General features: G+C 55.7%; 12 protein-coding genes. All 12 read left to right on the top strand.

What is annotated here, in order from left to right; genetic code table 11:
- Positions 1 to 279 precede the first annotated feature (279 nt).
- Complete coding sequence (locus F0M18_RS08480; protein WP_149610968.1) at positions 280 to 2,292, top strand: oxidoreductase; 2,013 nt, start codon at positions 280 to 282, stop codon at positions 2,290 to 2,292.
- A 34-nt stretch (positions 2,293 to 2,326) separates the two neighbouring features.
- Positions 2,327 to 4,720 carry a CaiB/BaiF CoA transferase family protein gene (locus tag F0M18_RS08475; protein ID WP_188109653.1) on the top strand — a complete coding sequence of 798 codons (2,394 nt, stop codon included), beginning with the start codon at positions 2,327 to 2,329 and terminating at the stop codon, positions 4,718 to 4,720.
- Positions 4,721 to 4,731: 11 nt separating this feature from the next.
- Positions 4,732 to 6,375: a class I adenylate-forming enzyme family protein gene (locus tag F0M18_RS08470; RefSeq protein ID WP_149610966.1), complete on the top strand. Its 1,644-nt coding sequence runs from the start codon at positions 4,732 to 4,734 to the stop codon at positions 6,373 to 6,375.
- A 40-nt stretch (positions 6,376 to 6,415) separates the two neighbouring features.
- The gene (locus F0M18_RS08465) at positions 6,416 to 7,345 is read left to right on the top strand and encodes an LLM class flavin-dependent oxidoreductase (RefSeq protein ID WP_149610965.1); all 930 of its coding nucleotides are present in this window, start codon (positions 6,416 to 6,418) and stop codon (positions 7,343 to 7,345) included.
- A gap of 106 nt (positions 7,346 to 7,451) precedes the next feature.
- Entirely contained in the window at positions 7,452 to 8,387 is a 936-nt protein-coding gene (locus tag F0M18_RS08460; protein ID WP_188109652.1) for an LLM class flavin-dependent oxidoreductase, read from the top strand.
- 12 nt (positions 8,388 to 8,399) lie between these two features.
- Positions 8,400 to 10,058, top strand: a complete 1,659-nt coding sequence (locus F0M18_RS08455; protein ID WP_149610963.1) for an AMP-binding protein — start codon at positions 8,400 to 8,402, stop codon at positions 10,056 to 10,058.
- Between the two features lie 23 nt (positions 10,059 to 10,081).
- Positions 10,082 to 11,266 carry an acyl-CoA dehydrogenase family protein gene (locus F0M18_RS08450; RefSeq protein ID WP_149610962.1) on the top strand — a complete coding sequence of 395 codons (1,185 nt, stop codon included), beginning with the start codon at positions 10,082 to 10,084 and terminating at the stop codon, positions 11,264 to 11,266.
- Between the two features lie 5 nt (positions 11,267 to 11,271).
- Positions 11,272 to 12,378: an acyl-CoA dehydrogenase family protein gene (locus F0M18_RS08445; protein WP_149610961.1), complete on the top strand. Its 1,107-nt coding sequence runs from the start codon at positions 11,272 to 11,274 to the stop codon at positions 12,376 to 12,378.
- Between the two features lie 17 nt (positions 12,379 to 12,395).
- The gene (locus F0M18_RS08440) at positions 12,396 to 13,349 is read left to right on the top strand and encodes an amidohydrolase family protein (RefSeq protein ID WP_223177931.1); all 954 of its coding nucleotides are present in this window, start codon (positions 12,396 to 12,398) and stop codon (positions 13,347 to 13,349) included.
- A gap of 56 nt (positions 13,350 to 13,405) precedes the next feature.
- Complete coding sequence (locus F0M18_RS08435) at positions 13,406 to 14,599, top strand: FAS1-like dehydratase domain-containing protein (protein ID WP_149610960.1); 1,194 nt, start codon at positions 13,406 to 13,408, stop codon at positions 14,597 to 14,599.
- Positions 14,600 to 14,601: 2 nt separating this feature from the next.
- Positions 14,602 to 15,369 (top strand): SDR family oxidoreductase, encoded by a 768-nt coding sequence (locus tag F0M18_RS08430; RefSeq protein ID WP_149610959.1) that lies wholly within the window; start codon positions 14,602 to 14,604, stop codon positions 15,367 to 15,369.
- A gap of 139 nt (positions 15,370 to 15,508) precedes the next feature.
- Positions 15,509 to 16,270, top strand: coding sequence for an SDR family NAD(P)-dependent oxidoreductase (locus F0M18_RS08425; protein WP_149610958.1), 762 nt, complete (start codon positions 15,509 to 15,511; stop codon positions 16,268 to 16,270).
- The last annotated feature ends 21 nt before the right edge of the window (positions 16,271 to 16,291 follow it).

Here is a 16,291-nt window from a genome sequence, read left to right as displayed (position 1 = left end):
AGAATCCGAGCATGCGGCATGTCGTTAAGGTTCCTTTTTACGGGAAATTAAAAAAACAATCAAGATTTATTAATACATGTGTGTCCATATCGAGAGAAGGTTTTTGCCGAGCCTTAGCCGGGTTTTTTGGGCGAGCCAAAATAGACATAATGTTTAAAAACAAACTTGTATGTTTTATAAGTGTGAGGTATATTTTTCAAAGACAGGTGGTCTGACTCAGCGCTTTTGGTGCTGGAGTGATTTCCCGGTCGCGTGTATGAATATGGGAGTCAGAGTGGCATGAGTTCAGAATCTTCAGGCGAAATCCAGTTTTCCAATTTGTTTTCTCCCCTGGAAGTCGGGCCGATCACGGTCCGCAATCGCATCTGTGAAACCACCAACACCATCGAGTCCTATGGTCATGACGCCATGGGCGCGCCGGATGAGCACTTTATTGCTCACCATATTGCGAAGGCGAAAGGGGGGACGGCCTGGATAGGTAGTGAGACCTGGTTGCTGAACTCGCCGCTGCCGGATCATGCGGTAGATGAGTTCTATGAAGGGGCGGCTGCCTTGCAGTTGGCCGCCTACCAGTTGCCCGGTTATCAGGAAAAAGTCAGCGAGTTTTGCGATGCGGTGCACGCTGAAGGTTCGGTCGCAATTTTCCAGTTAACGCACCTCAACCATGCACTGGCAGCATCTTCTGTTCCCACCACCAATATCTATGACTATGTGCCCCACGCAATGGGCGAGGAGGATATTGAGTTTATTCTCAATACCTATGCCGATGCGGCGGAGTTGGCCATGCGCGCTGGTGCGGACGGCATCGAGATTCACTGTGCGCATGAAACCACGCCACATACTTTTCTGTCGCCAGCGACCAACAAGCGCGATGACGAGTGGGGCGGCGATGCCGAGCAGCGCACCCGCTTTGTTATCGAGGGATTGAGACGAATTAGGGAGCGGGTCGGGGGCAATATTGCTATCGGGATTCGCATCAACGGTCAGGAATCAAGGCAGGGCGGGTACGATCTCATGGAGTTCCGGGAGATGGCTTACTACATCGCCGAGACCGGGTTCCTGGATTTTATCAATGTCGATGTGGGTCACTGCTTTGGTGTACACGCCTATGTGCCGCCTTCCTATCACGCCCCCGCTGAGTTCAGGGAGGCGGGGAAAGCCTTAAAAGTGGATGTGGGTGACAGGGTGAAGATCCTGTTCTCCGGGCGAATCAACGAACCGGTGGTTGCCGAGGAACTGCTGCGCAGCGGTGCCTGCGACCTCGTGGGTATGACGCGCGCTGGCATCGCGGACCCCGAGTTTCCCAACAAGGTGCGCGAGGGCCGAATGCTGGAAATGCGCCGATGCATCGGTTGTAACCGCTGTATCGGCGAAGCGGTGCATTCCAGGGCGCCCCGCGCAGCGTATCGACCTGTTTGCTCAGTCAATCCTGTTATTGGCCAGGAAGTGTTCTGGTCGGAAAATTTCAAGCCGGCCGCAGTGGAAAAGCACGTCGTAGTTGTGGGCGGAGGGCCCGCCGGTTTGGAGGCGGCTCGAGTTGCCGCGATGCGTGGGCACAGGGTAAGCCTGCTGGAGAAAGATCGGGCACTGGGCGGGCAACTGCGTCTCGCCTACAAAGTCCCGGGCAGGGACTCCTTCGAGGACTTCTTCTATTTCCAGGAAAATGAAATGGAGCGCCTCGGGGTCGATGTGCGGCTCGAGTGCGATGCCAATGTCGCGATGATTGATGAATTGAGTCCCGATGTAGTGATCTGCGCAACGGGTTCGACACCCAGGGCTGACCTGGAAGCCGAGGGCCTCGATTCAGGCAGCGTGGTTATGGGGCGGGATCTCCTGCGGAATCCGACCCTGGCGGGGCAGCGTGTGGCGCTGGTTTCCCAGGAATCCTACTTCGAGACCCCCAATATTGCAGAGTTCCTGGCAGAGAAGGGCAGGCAGGTCGAGATCTTCCATATGTGGACCCAGATCGGGAGTGAGATTGATCGCTACTCCATCGGTACGGTGATGAAGCGCTTGGAGGAGACCGGCGTCAAGATTCATACGGGGCTGCGCCTGTCAAAAGTAGAGGGTTCCACTGTGACTTGTGTCTCGGCTTACACGGGGCAGCAAGAAAACTTTGACGGCTTTGACACTGTGGCGCTGGTTTATGGCTCGGTGCCTGAATCAGCTTTGCATGAACAACTCCAGGCCGCGGGCTCCGTCAAGGAACTCTACATTGCCGGGTCAGCCTGGGTACCGCGCCGGATTGCCGAGGCGACCTCACACGGTGCCCGGATCGCGCTGGCAATATGAAACGGTCATCACGCCTGGAGATAGTGAACAGATTATGAGTGCATTAAGTCATTTGCGAGTAGTAGAGCTGGGTGGCGGAGTGACTGCGCCTTTCTGCGCCAGGTTGTTTGCCGATCTGGGCGCTCAAGTGGTTAAGGTGGAGCCTGCCAACGGCGATGAGAGTCGTCGCTGGGAGCCCCTGTTTACGGGCGACGACGGTTGTGAGCACAGCGCGATGTTCCACTACCTCAACGCGGGTAAGGACAGTCTCTCACTCGATCCCGACAAGCCCGAGGATATCCAGTTTCTTCATACGCTGTTGTGCAGTACGGATGTCCTGGTTGAAAACCTGGGTCAGGCCGAGCTGGCGGATTGGCGGCTGGATGCCGAAAAATTGGCGGAGCGTTATCCGCATCTGGTACATACGGGTATTTCGCCTTACGGCCGCACCGGGCCCTGGGCAGACCGGCCCGGAACCGATCTTACGGTCCAGGCGAGTAGCTCTCTCACTGTGGCCCTGGGAATGCCCGGCGATGACCCGCTGTGCCTGCCCTTTGACCAGGCCCAGTATCAGGCTGCATTCCACGGATTTGCGGCAGCCCTCTGCGCACTCTACGAACGGGAGAGCTCGGGAGAGGGGCAACTTATCGATATATCTGTGCTACAGGTGCTGGGCTACCTGGTTGGCGGCATGTCGCTGGTGACGGCAAAGCGCAAGATCAAGTGGCAGAAGGCTGGGACGCGTCTTAAAGGCGGCATCTATCCCACTGGGTTGTTCGAATGCGCCGATGGCTTTATCTGTGTGGCCACCCAGCACGCGAGGCAGTGGAAGCTGTTTATCGATCTGATGGGTAACCCCGATTGGGCCGAGGACGAGAAGCAGGCTGACGCTTTTTACCTGGGTAATGTCGAAGAAGAGGGCGTTGAGGCCGGAGATATCGCGTTCAGAGCGTGGTTGAAGCAACAGACCCGTGCTGAGCTTTTAGAGATCGCCAGAGAGCACAATATCATTCTCGGCGAGGTGAAGAAATCCAATGAGGTGCTCGACAGTGCGCAGTTTGCTCACCGCGACTTCTGGGCAACTTTGGAAGTTGCCGGCATGGAATTGAAAATTCCCAAACTGGGCTACCAGTTTGAGAAGACACCGGTGGCGATTGAATCGGCCGGCCCGGCGTTGGACAGTCTGGGTGCTTCAATTCGGGAGGCGCCGCCGGCGGCGATCCAGATGACAAAAGGCGAACGTCAGTCAAACGCGCTGGCGGGAGTTAGAGTACTGGACTTCGGTTGGAACTGGGCCGGTCCCATGGCCGGGCAACTGTTGGCGGATATGGGTGCCGAAGTCATCCGTCCGGAAACCGTGGGGCGCCAGGACAATATGCGCGCCATGGATTATGCCTCCTGGTTCTTCTGCCATAACAACCGCTCAAAAATGTCGGCCTGCTTCAACATCGCCAAGCCTGAGGGTTCTGCATTGGTAAGGGAACTCGCCTCTCGCTGCGATGTGGTGATGGACAACTTCGCCGTAGGCGTGATGGCCAAGAACGGGCTCGGTTACGAGGCCCTGAAGGAGGCCAATCCGGATATTGTTGCGGTATCCATGAGTATGGCTGGCCAGCAGGGGCCGGAGAAGGGGATGCGGGGCTTTGCCTCAACCGCCTCCGCCTACGCAGGTATGGAAGGCTACGTGGGCTACCAGAAGGGGGGTGACCGGGGCGAGGATCAAACAGTCGGTTTTCTTCCCTTTGGCCTGGGCGACACAACCCAGGCAATTCAGGGGGCGATCGCAACCCTGGTGGCATTGCTGCACCGCAAGCGAACAGGTGAAGGACAGTTTGTGGACATGAGCCTGAACGAGTCCATGACCGCAACCCTGGGGCTGCCATTGCTCGACTACCAGATAAGGCAACAGGTGGCGGGACCGCAGGGAACATCCCATCGTGTCTACTTCCCCAACGGCCTCTACCGTTGCCGGGGTGAGGATCATTGGTTGGCCCTGAGTGTACGCAATTCCCGGGAATGGCAGTCTCTTTGCCAGGCCATGGGACTTGATCATCTCAGTGCTGATTCATCGCTGCAGGATGTGCAAGCTCGCCGGGAACGGGGGGCAGAAATCGAGAATGCCATAGCCCAATGGTGTGCCAAACAGGACAGGGATGTGGCGACCCAACTGCTGATCGACACAGGCGTGCCTGCCGCACCACAGTTGGAAATAGATGAGCGAGACGCACACCAGGTCTCTACAGCCAGGGATTTTACATTTCGGCACGATCAGGGCAGCTTTGTTCCCTGTCGGATCTACAACACCCCCTGGCTGCTCTCACGCACGCCGCCACGGGTGCAGCGCCACGCCCCTGCGCTGGGCGAGCACAACGACTACGTATATCGGGGCCTGCTCGGTCTCAGCACTGATCAGGTGGAAGAGCTCAGTGCCAGCGAAGTGCTCGTTTGAGGTTCAACGAAATGATCGACCTTCCACAATTAATGTCCGAAATCCTGGCCTGGGGTGAAGAGCAATCTTCCGATCAGACAGCGTTGATCTACGGCGATATCCGTCTGAGCTATCGTGATCTGGAACGACAAATTGATGCCTGTGCCATGAGCCTGGTTGGCCTCGGTGTCGGCAAGGGAACCCGCCTGGGCCTACTGATGGAAAACCGCATCGAGTGGGTGGTGCTCGCCCTGGCGGCAACAGGAATCGGCGCCCTTCTCGTCCCTGTCAGTACATTTTCCAGGCGTGACGATCTCGCCTTTCAGTTGCGCCACGCGGATATTTCGCATCTGATCATGTCCTCACATTTCCTGAAGAATCAATACCTGGAGGATTTGCTGGATATCGCGCCGGAACTGCAACGCGACAAGCCGGGACGCTTATACTGCGCTGAACTGCCCGCCTTGCGTCACGTGGTTGTCCACGGTGCAGCGGAGTTGCCTCGGGCTGCTATGAGCTGGGAGACTTTTTGCGAGAATGCGTCTGTGGTTCCACGGGCGGTACTCGAAGGCCTTCGTGCAGAGGTCGACCCCTCTGACGATTGCTACCTGCTCTACACCTCCGGCACCACTTCACTGCCCAAAGGCGTGCTGCAAACCCAGGCCGCTGTTGCCAGCAACGGCTATGTTATTGGCCAGTACCAGTCGCTCACGCCGGATGATGTTGTCTGGTTTTATTTTCCCCTGTTCTTCTCGGCGGGGTGTATCAACGTCATGTTGGGAACGCTGTCCAGCGGCGCCACCCTGATTTTGCAATCGATGTTTGAACCCGGGGAGGCGCTTGAACTGATCGACCGGGAAAGGGCGACGACCTGGCACCTGTGGCCCCATACCCTGAAGCAGTTGCAGGAGCATCCCGGCTGGACCCAGTGGGAGCGCACGCGGCTACACAAGGGAACCGGCCCCTGGGATGTCGTTCTGGGGATGCAAGCTGACGATGGTATTGGTGGCGTTCACATGTATGGGATGACTGAAACCTGTACCGCCTTCACCTGCACGCTGGGAACCGATGACCCCGATACCCGCTTGAATACCCAGGGACATGTTCTGCCGGGCAATGAGCTGAAAATTATCGACCCCGATACCGGGCAGCGCTTACCCACGGGGGAGCAAGGGGAGATTTGCGTCAAGGGCCGCTCTGTTATGCGCGGATATTACAAGCTGGATAACCAGTCGTACTTCGATGATGAGCAATTCTTCCACTCCGGCGACCTTGGCTATATCGATGAGGATGGGCATCTCCACTACCTGCAGCGCATCAAGGAAATGATCAAAACAGGCGGCATCAACGTCAGTCCCGCGGATATCGAGTCAAAACTCGTACAGCTCGAAGGAGTTCAGGCGGCCTATGCCTTCCCCCTGCCTTCCGGTGAGAAGGGCGAGGTGGTGGGGGCAGCGCTGGTCGTTACGGGAAACAGCGATGGCGACAGCCTTCTGGATTTATGCAGCAGCATGCTGCCGGGTTACAAACGCCCCGCCGGACTGTTGTTGCTACATCCTGACGAGGTGCCCATGACAGGCTCGGGAAAGGTAAAAAAAGTCGTGCTTGCCGAGAATCTACAGAGATTGATGAACAGTTCAGGCAACAGGGTTTTTAGCGGCGCGGTTTTCGATTAGTGGGCGCTGTGATTGGAATAAGTGGTATGGAGAGCAGTTAATGAGATACGGCATAAGTTGGGCACTGGATTCTAGCCAATATTCCGAGCCCGAGGAAATGTATCGGGCAATTACCGAGGACATCAATGCGGCCGATATTGGCGCATTACACAGTGTATGGGTCGAAGAGTCCCGGGAGACGGCGATAGCGGTTTCCTCGCCTTCGATGTTTCTGACACATATGGCGCCGATCACCGACAATGTATTGCTAGGTGTAAAGAACCGGCAATTGATCCAGAGCCATCCGGTGCGACTCGCTGAGGAGTTTGCCGTCCTGGATGTGTTTTCCAGAGGCAGGGCCTTGTGTGCGTTCGAGGCGGCATCAAAGCAACAGCTACCGGCCCAAAGATTGCACGAGACCATTGAGTTCATGCGAGCCGCCTGGTCCAGGGACAATATGCGCTTCAACGGGGACTACATCAAATTCCCAGCGTCGATTCCGGAAGATGCTGATGAGGGCCTGTCTACCCAGGTGCTCGAGGACGAATTCATCCCCCAGTGGCAAAGGAATAACGCGCTGGAGGACTTCGTGGCCATACGCCCCAAGCCCTACCAGATTCGGCCTGTCATTCACGTCTCCATCGAAGACGATGCCACCCTGGAATGGTCGGCAGCGCACGGCATATCACCGATCCTCTATGCCGATATGGCAACCGAGGCGGTAGTCCAGCGGGTGCAGCAGTACTCAACTGCGCTGGAGAAAGCGGGGCGTTCCCTCTGCGAGGTCGAAATCGCAATCGAGCGGGACATTCATATCAATGGAGCAGCCAGCGAGTGCGCGCTGGGTGGTGATATCGAGTCCCTGATGACACAGATTCGCCAGTTGGGGGACAGGACGCAAATGTCACACCTCATCTGGCGCCGTCGCACAACTGGGGGGTCTGACCTGGCTGAGTTTGTGAACGGCATTATGTTGGGAATCCAGGCTTAGGCTTCTGGCCCAGGCGGGAACGAAATAGACAATAAGTGGGTAGGTTCATATGCAATTTTGGGTAGCTGCACCGGGTATGTCGGTTCACCGAGGGGGAGCTCAGGCATTGGCGTCTTCTTTCGAGGCCTGGGTGGAAGGGGCTGTTTATGCCGAACAATGTGGTTTTGACGGCTATACCGCGCCGGAGCATCACTTTGAGTACAACGATTGGATGCCGTTTCCACTGCAGGCCCTGTCAGCTGCTGCTGCGGCCACATCAAAGATCCGGCTGATTACGGGAGCCATGCTCTGCACCCTGTATGACCCGGTACTGGCGATGGAAGCGGCTGCTACCGCGGACGTCTTGTCCGGAGGACGTATCTCGCTGGGACTGGGCATGGGCTACAGGCCGCTTGAATTTGACGGCATGGGCTTTGCCAAGAAAACACGGGGCGCCCGTCTCAGTGAGGCGATGGAGATTATTCGCCTGGGGCTGTCAGAAGAGCGTTTTTCCTACGAGGGGAAGCATTACCAGTACTCGGACATACAAATCCAGCCCCGTCCGCTGCAGTCGCCCGTAGAGATGTGGTTTTGTGGTGGCACAACCCCTGTGACCGCCCGGCGAGCGGCAAAGTCAGGTTTTAACTACTGGATTGCCAACGCACCCTACGATTCCTGTGTCGATATCGTCAAGACCTATCGGGAAGAGTTGTCAAAGGCAGGTCACGACCCGAGCCGGGGCCGGCTGGCGGCATTCCGCGACATTTTCATCGGCGACAGTGTCAGCGAAGCAGAGGAAATGCGCGATTATTATCTTCGCGAATTTTATGACGAGCACATTCGCGCCTATGGCTATCTCATGGATGACTCGGGACAGCCGCTGTTCTGGCCCGCGCTTGATCACCCCTCATACCAAAATTTTGTAGACAGCCTGTACTGCGGCACGGTCGAGATGGTGATAGAGGAAATCAGGCGCTATGGCGAGCTGGGCATCGAGGCGATTACTGTGCCTCCCGGCCAGATGGATATTTTCGCCAAAAAAATCATCCCGGAATTCAAGTAGGTAGTGTAATTCATGCGTCGACACCAGTTCCCCAAGTTTTCAGAAGAGTACAGCGCACACTGGCGTGCAGAAGGGCTTTGGTCCGATATCACGCTGCACGATGGGTTCGATACCACCGTCGCCCGGTCGCCGGATTCAGTTGCCATCATCACAGATGAGCGCTGCTACAGTTTTCGGGAGTTCAAACAGGAGTCAGATGCACTGGCTGCCGGATTAATCGGCATTGGTGTATCGAAAGGCGATATTGTCTCGGTGCAACTCCCCAACTGGCTGGAATTCTGTTTGCTGCAACTGGCACTGTCCCGCATAGGCGCGGTGATACAGCCACTGCACATGATATTCCGTGAGCGGGATCTGAAAAATCTCTACGCTTTCTGTGAGACAGATGTCGCTATTGTCGCAGGAGAATACAAGGGCGTTGACTATGCGGCCATGACACGGGAACTACTGCCGGACCTGCCCGTTCTGAAAAAAATGGTGGTAGTGCGCGGTGAATTGCGCGGTAGTGATGAACACCAACTGGCAGCCATTATCGAGGAGGGGCGTGACAAGCTGGATCGCCTGGACGGCCTGCAAACCAGCGCCGACGACATTTTCTACCTGAACTTCACTTCGGGTACCGAGGGTACACCCAAGGGGTTTCTCCACTCACACAATACCCTGGTATCCCTGATAGCCAGCGTTGGCAAGCACCAGATAGAGCAGGACCCGAAACGAATCAATCTGGGGTGCTCGCCCATGACGCACAGTTTTGGGCACTTTATCACCTACTACTGTGTGCTGGCGGGTATCCCGATGGTGCTGGTTGATCGGTATAACCCCATGCTTATTCTTGAAATCATTGAGCGGGAGCAGGTCACGGCGCTCTCTGGTACGCCCGCGCATTTTATCGGCTTGCTCAATCACGAAAATTTTGAGAGCTACAACACAACTTCGATTACCTCTGCGGGCGTTGGCGGTGCACGCAGCGCACCGGAATTAATAAGCAAGCTTGAGAAAGTCTGGGGGGTGAAGACAGGCAACACCTACGGCATGGGGGAAACGATTATCCATACCATGACTTTGCCGGACGACCCGGATGAAAAAATCCAGGATACGGTGGGCAAGCCGATACCCGGTGCACAGCTGAAAATCGTCTCCCAGGCAGATCGATCGGTGCAGCAAATGCCCAATGAAATTGGTGAAATTTGCTTCAGGGGCCCCACGCTTTTCGTTGGTTACCACAAGCAAACGGATCTAACCGAACAGACTCGGGATGAAAGTGGCTGGTTCTATACGGGTGACCTCGGTTTCGTCGATGAAGATGGTTACCTGTGCTTCGCCGGTCGGGCTAAAGAGGTTATTAACCGCGGCGGTTCGAAGATTTATCCGAAAGAGATCGAAGACGTCATCAGTGCCTACCCCGCCGTCAAGGATGTCGCTGTAGTCGGCATGCCCGACGAGCGAATGGGAGAGATAGTGTGCGCATTCGTTCTTCCGAAGGATAAGTCCGGATCGGTTTCCCTGGATGAGATAAAGGCCTTTTTGGAGTCGGAAAAGGTCATGAAATACATGATTCCAGAGGAACTGATCTGCCTGGATGAATTTCCGATGACGCCCACCGGCAAGGTCAGGAAGAACAGCCTTTGGGAACGGGCCCGGGACTACAAAAAAGCGTCAAAGGCGCAATAGCTAGCGGCTGAGGGTAGGAAGCAATGGATCTAAAATTTTCGCCACAGGATGAACAATACCGCGAGCGCCTCAGGGCCTGGCTGGATGTCAACTTGAAACAACACCAGGCTGTGAGCAAGGCGGGAGATGTTGAGCCGGTACAGGCGGCTCGGGATTGGCAGAAAACGCTATGCGAGGGGGGGTATCTGGGCTTGTCCTGGCCCAGGGAGTATGGCGGACAGGAGGCCTCACTCACTCAGCAGGTGGTTGTCTCCGAGGAGTTGGCGCGCTCGGGCGCTCCAGCCCCCATTAATACCATCGGCATTTCCATTCTTGGCCCTACGCTCATCCAGCACGGCAGCGAGGAGCAGAAGCAACGCTATCTGCCCAAAATTCTGAATGGGGAGGAACTCTGGTGCCAGGGGTTCAGCGAACCCGGCGCGGGTAGCGACCTGGCGTCATTGCAAACTCGCGCCGTTGCAGAGGGTGACCACTTTGTCGTCAACGGGCAGAAAGTATGGACCAGTCTCGGCATGATCGCCGACTGGTGTTTTCTCCTGGTCAGGACGAATCCCGGCGCGCCCAAGCGCGAAGGCATCAGCTACCTGCTCTGCAATATAAAGACCCCGGGGATTACCGTCAGGCCTTTGCGTAACGCCGGTGGCGGCAGCCATTTCTGTGAGATGTTCTTCGACGATGTGCGTATACCTCGCGAAAACCTTGTGGGTGAGGTGAATGGCGGTTGGCACATCGCCCGCAGTACCCTGGACAACGAGCGCAGCGGGCTTTCGGGGGTCATCTCCATCGAAAACAGCCTGGATCGCCTGCTTCAGATATCGGCCTCTCTTAACCGGGGAAAAGAGCGAGCCATAGATTCAGACTCGGTGCAGCAACAGCTTGCCCAGCTCTGGATTGAAAAAGAGGGGCTGAAATATCTCGGCTTCAGGAATCTGAGCGATCAGATCGCAAATCGCCCTCCGGGACCGGCGGCTTCTGTGGGGAAGTTATTTGCCTCCAGACTACGGCAGAAAATAGGTAAGGCCGGGTTCGACATCGCCGGCCCCCTCGCGCAGGTGGGCAAGAAATCACCTCACAGCATTGCTCGAGGGCGTCTCCAAGCCATGTATTTTGACTCCCTTGGTTACAGCATTGGCGGTGGAACGAGCGAGATCATGCAGAACATTATTGCGGAAAAAGTCCTTGGCTTACCCCGGTCCTATGAGGATTAAAGCGTATGCATTTTGAACTCAGTGAAGAACAGAATGCGATCTACGACCTGGTCGTGGGCTTTATGGCTGACAAATGGTCCGGCGACAATAGGCGCCAGGGCCTGGACAGCTATCCCTGTCAAATTCCAGGGGAGCTGTTGCGGGAGGTCGCTGATTTGGGTTTTTACGGTATTTCCCTGGATGAAAACTCCGGTGGAGGTGGCGAGCCACTGCTGACATCAGCACTCATTGCCGAAGCGGCGGGTGGCGGCCTGTTTCCGAGCCTTCTGACCACCACCCTGGTCGCTGCCAAGGCCCTGGACCTATGTGATGCGGATTCGAATTGGCTGGCGAAGGTCATATCGGGGCAGCAGACAGTCGCTATTGCCATCGAGGAGCCCAATGGCTGCTGGGGCCTGGATTCCATCGAGCTGACTCCGCAGATGGATGGGCAAGGAGGTTACCTGAGTGGCAGCAAAATACTGGTTTCCGATGGCGACTTCGCCCAGGTCTTTCTTGTTGCTGCCCTGCTGCCGGATGGGCCGGCATTTATCCGGGTAAATGCCAACGCAGAGGGCGTGGAGATCAATTCGATGCGTCGCCTGGACGGCCAGTCGATCGTCGAATTGGAGATGAAGGACGTCCGATTTGAGCAAGACGATGTTCTGGGGGATGGCGCTATCCTCAACCAGGTATACGATATCTGGACTGTGCTCATTGCCGCTGATCTATTGGGCAATGCTCAGTCTGTGCTGCGAATGACGACCGATTACGCAAAAGAACGCCAGCAGTTCGCCAGGCCCATTGGTAGTTTCCAGGCTGTAGCCCACCGGCTGGCCGATATTCAGGTGGACGTTGAAATCGGCAGAAGCCTGCTCTACGGCGCCTGCCTGGCGCTGGAAGAGGAATCTGACGAGGCAACTGCCCTGGTGTCAGCGGCCAAGGCCTGGATGAACGACCTTGGTGTAAATGCAGCGGAGACGGGGCTGCAGCTTCACGGGGGCATCGGCTACACCTGGGAGTTGGATATTCATCTTCACCTGCGCCAGGCGCGCTCGAACGCTGTGACATTGGGTGACAGCAAATACCACCGTGCCCGGGTCGCCAGTCACCTGATGAGCCCCGAATACTGATTCCCTATGGAGAACGAATGATGACGACTCTCAAAGACTATCCAACAATTGATATCATGAATCATCCGAAGGAGGTGCGCAGCGAGCAGGCTGGTAATCCTTTCGAGTATCGAGAGTTTCAGATTATGCTCGAGACCACCTTTAAGGCGATGAACAAACCGAGTGGTACGAAAACTCAGAGCCAGCAGGCTCCTGCATCTGGAGGCGAGAAACCCAGGGAACGAGTAGACCCCCTGGCGGGCCACGCCGATACGGCATCCTGCTTGCAGACCATGGATGAACTTGGTTACAGCCACATCTCAGTCTGTGCAACGAAGATGTGGTCTTACTATCACCACCGGGATTTTATCCTGAACTACCCGATAGAGCTGGTGCATGAAGCGGCGGGGGAGTCGGGAGGGCGGATACTGGGGGCCGCCAGCTACGATCCTTTCCGTATTACCGACAGCCTGAAAGAAATCGACAGGGCTGTCGGGGAGTTTGGTTTCAATTATGTCTGGTTCCACCCTCTTTCCTACGGCCTGGCGCCGAATGACAGGCGCTTTTACCCTCTGTACGCCAAGTGCGTTGAGTTGGATATCGCGGTGGGTATGCAGGTGGGGCACTCCGCGGAAGTTTTGCCGTCGGATTGTGGGCGCCCAATGCTTGTCGATGATGTCGCCATTGAATTCCCAGACCTGCGGATAAACCTGTCCCATACAGGCTGGCCCTGGGTGGACGAATGGTGCTCCATGTTGTGGCGACACCCCAATGTCTACGGGGATATATCGGCCTATTACGCTAAATCACTGGACGATCGACTGGTGAAGTTTATGGACTCTTCCCGCGGCAGGGACAAAGTCCTGTTCGGTACGAACGGGCTGGGCTTACGCAGGTGCAAGGAGGAATTCCTCAACCTTGATATCAAAGAGGAGACCAAGCGCAAGGTGCTGTACGACAACGCGGTAAGATTTCTGAAGCTTGAAGTGTGACCACAGGGCCCCGCAGTGCGACATTCAATTGAGAAAAGTAAAAGACAGGAGTAGATATGAGTTTGGCAGAAGGTGAAATCAGGGGAGAGATAACGGAGCAAAGCCTGTCTCGATTACTAGAGCGTAAAGACGTAGAACGCACCAGGCCAGGGGCCATGCAGCGTGACTTCCTGACACCCAGTCGCTGGGCGGAAGGCGATCTGGCTAAGGCCAATTTTGTTGTCACCTCGGAAATGAATGAGCGGCTTGCCAGGGGTATAGGCGACATGAACCTGCTGTTCCTTGATCCCGCCTACGCCAGGAAGTCTCCCTTCGGTCGGAAGATAACTCCGCCGTCAATGATGGCCTACGCTGAAAACGTCAACGGTGCCGTGGACGGTTTTCCAGGCTGTCATGCCATCTGGCGGGGCCTGGAGTTCGAGTGGGAGGAGCCGATCTACACTGACGAGCCTATTCTCAGTTCAAGCCGGTTGATCGACGCGAAGATCGTGGACAGCAAATTTGCAGGGGGGATGGCCGGCATCCAGTCCTATGAGACACGAATTGAAAATCTTGATGGCCAATCCAAAGGTGTGTACCGCACCCACTGGCACCGATTCTCCCGCAAGAAAGCGGCGTCATCTGGAAAATACAAGAAGACGGAAGAAAAACATTGGACAGATGAAGAGCTGAACGCCATTTGGGAGGAGTATCGCCAGTACAACTTCAATCGCAGAACCAGCGAGGCGCTTTATGTGGAGGACGTGGACGTCGGACAGGACATACCGCATATCGTTAAAGGTCCGATTAACTTGACCAGTAAGCTCGCCTTCGAGTTCGCCCGAGGTGCGGGGGGGTGGTTTGTAGGGCACGAGTTGGCTGTGGAACTGTTTGAGCAGTATCCGAATCTCGCTTTTCGCAATGAAGAGAACGTGCCCGAGCCGCCTGTGGCCATTCACTGGACCAACGAGCGCTGCCAAAAATACCTGGGAATGCCCAAAGCCTACGAGGCAGGGTACGAACGCATCAACTGGTTGGCCCAGATGGCCATGTCGTGGATGGGTGATCACGGTCGCATGGTAAAAATGGGTCTGCAGTTTCACGGTTTCCATTGGCAGGGTGACGCGATTCGCATGCACGGCAAGGTCACCGCCAAGGACGAGTCAACAGGAATGGTGGACCTCGATATCAGGACAGTTAGTCACAGGGGGGAAGACACCTGCACCGGAACGATGCGTGTGAAACTGCCTGTGCGGCAGGGGAGTCAATAGTCATGGCAAGACTGGAAAACAAGATAGTATTCGTCACCGGGGCCACCTCTGGTATCGGGGTAGATATTGCTCGCCGGTGTATGGAAGAGGGGGCGAGCAGGGTTTACGTGGCAGGTAGAAATGCACAGAGAGGCGAGCAGGTTGTAACAGATCTGGGGGAACGGGCGCGGTTTGTCTCACTCGACGTTGCCAGTGAAGATTCCTGGATCAGTGCTATAGATTGCGTGATAAATGAATCGGGACACCTCGATGTTCTGGTAAATAACGCGGGTATCCTGACCTCTCGCAATGTCGAGAATACCGAACTGAGCCTGTTTGAACGCCTTGTGATGACAAATGCCGGCGGTGTTTTCCTTGGCTGCAAGCACGCTATCAAAGTGATGAAAGCCAAGGAGGCACCTTCTTCGATAGTCAACGTACTTTCTACAACGGCCTTGAAAACATCAGCATGGACGATGGCCTATGGTGCGAGTAAAGCAGCGGCGCTCAGTCTGAATAAGTCAATAGCGCTACACCTTGCGGAGCAGCGATACCCAATACGATGTAATGCAGTATTACCGGGTGTAGTTAAGACGCCCATGCTGGAGGACATGCTGGCGGACTCGGAAGATCCAGAGGCTACTTTGGCAGCTATTGTCGCTTCACATCCCATTGGCAGGTTGTTGGAGGGAGAAGAAATTGCCAATGCGGTTATCTATTTTGCCTCAGATGAGTCCAGTGGCGTCACCGGGACACATTTTTCCGTGGACGGTGGTCAAACGGCGGTTTGAAGCCTTCGCCAGGAAAGCTTGTGTTCAGAGCTCGAATTTGACACAAATAAAAAACAAACATTCTTGTTTAAAAAAGATTAGAGTGATAGCATTGGGATAAATTGAAATCGGAAAGTCGGGATCTGAAATGCCAAGGAACATGTTTTCATTAGAAGGTAGGGTGGCAATGGTCTCCGGCGCAAGCAGTGGTTTGGGCGAGCGCTTCGCCACTGTACTTGCCGAGCACGGCGCAAAGGTTGTCTGCGTTGCCCGGCGGATGGATGCCTTGTTAGAAGTTGCAGGCAGGATCTCGGAATCTGGCGGCCAGGCACTGGCCGTCAGTGCGGATGTAACCGATCAGGAAGCGGTGGCTATGGCCTTTGACAAGGCCGAGGCGGAATTCGGAACCGTTGATATTCTGGTGAACTGCGCTGGTATCCAGTCCATGGCAAGCGTACTGGACATGAGCGACGAGCAGTTCACCTCCGTGATGGATATCAATGTCAGTGGCCTTTGGCGTGCAGCTAAAGAGTGCGCGGTACGTCTGGTGGATGCGAAAAAACCGGGATCAATTATCAATATAGCCTCGATTCTCGGCCTACAGGCTAGAGCGGAGTCATCAAACTACTGCGCTTCCAAGGCGGCGGTATTGCACATGACGAAGTCCCTGGCCCTGGATCTAATGCCCTATGGGATACGGGTTAATGCTATGGCACCCGGATATTTTGAAACTAAGCTGACCAGTTGGTGGCTGGAGTCTGAAGAAGGGCAGCTCGCCAAGTCCCGCCTGCCAGCCGGTCGTTTTGGCAACCTGGAAGAACTCGATGGTCCACTGCTGCTCCTGGCCAGTGACGCATCCAGCTATATGTCTGGATCCGTGCTGACGATAGACGCGGCGCATAGTGTGAGCATTTTGCAATAGCAGATGCTCCTCTGGGAGTGT

Origin of the sequence: Pseudohalioglobus sediminis (genome assembly GCF_008370495.1) — a bacterium.
Taxonomy (GTDB): Bacteria; Pseudomonadota; Gammaproteobacteria; order Pseudomonadales; family Halieaceae; genus Halioglobus.
The sequence above is the reverse complement of the archived record's forward strand: the minus strand, read 5'-3'. Positions and strand labels throughout refer to the sequence as shown.

Excerpts from the sequence above, each read along its gene's own strand:
- F0M18_RS08480 (WP_149610968.1), top strand. The coding sequence starts at position 280 with ATGAGTTCAGAATCTTCAGGCGAAATCCAGTTTTCCAATTTGTTTTCT.
- F0M18_RS08475 (WP_188109653.1), top strand. The coding sequence starts at position 2,327 with ATGAGTGCATTAAGTCATTTGCGAGTAGTAGAGCTGGGTGGCGGAGTG.
- F0M18_RS08470 (WP_149610966.1), top strand. The coding sequence starts at position 4,732 with ATGATCGACCTTCCACAATTAATGTCCGAAATCCTGGCCTGGGGTGAA.
- F0M18_RS08465 (WP_149610965.1), top strand. The coding sequence starts at position 6,416 with ATGAGATACGGCATAAGTTGGGCACTGGATTCTAGCCAATATTCCGAG.
- F0M18_RS08455 (WP_149610963.1), top strand. The coding sequence starts at position 8,400 with ATGCGTCGACACCAGTTCCCCAAGTTTTCAGAAGAGTACAGCGCACAC.
- F0M18_RS08450 (WP_149610962.1), top strand. The coding sequence starts at position 10,082 with ATGGATCTAAAATTTTCGCCACAGGATGAACAATACCGCGAGCGCCTC.
- F0M18_RS08445 (WP_149610961.1), top strand. The coding sequence starts at position 11,272 with ATGCATTTTGAACTCAGTGAAGAACAGAATGCGATCTACGACCTGGTC.
- F0M18_RS08440 (WP_223177931.1), top strand. The coding sequence starts at position 12,396 with ATGATGACGACTCTCAAAGACTATCCAACAATTGATATCATGAATCAT.
- F0M18_RS08435 (WP_149610960.1), top strand. The coding sequence starts at position 13,406 with ATGAGTTTGGCAGAAGGTGAAATCAGGGGAGAGATAACGGAGCAAAGC.
- F0M18_RS08430 (WP_149610959.1), top strand. The coding sequence starts at position 14,602 with ATGGCAAGACTGGAAAACAAGATAGTATTCGTCACCGGGGCCACCTCT.
- F0M18_RS08425 (WP_149610958.1), top strand. The coding sequence starts at position 15,509 with ATGTTTTCATTAGAAGGTAGGGTGGCAATGGTCTCCGGCGCAAGCAGT.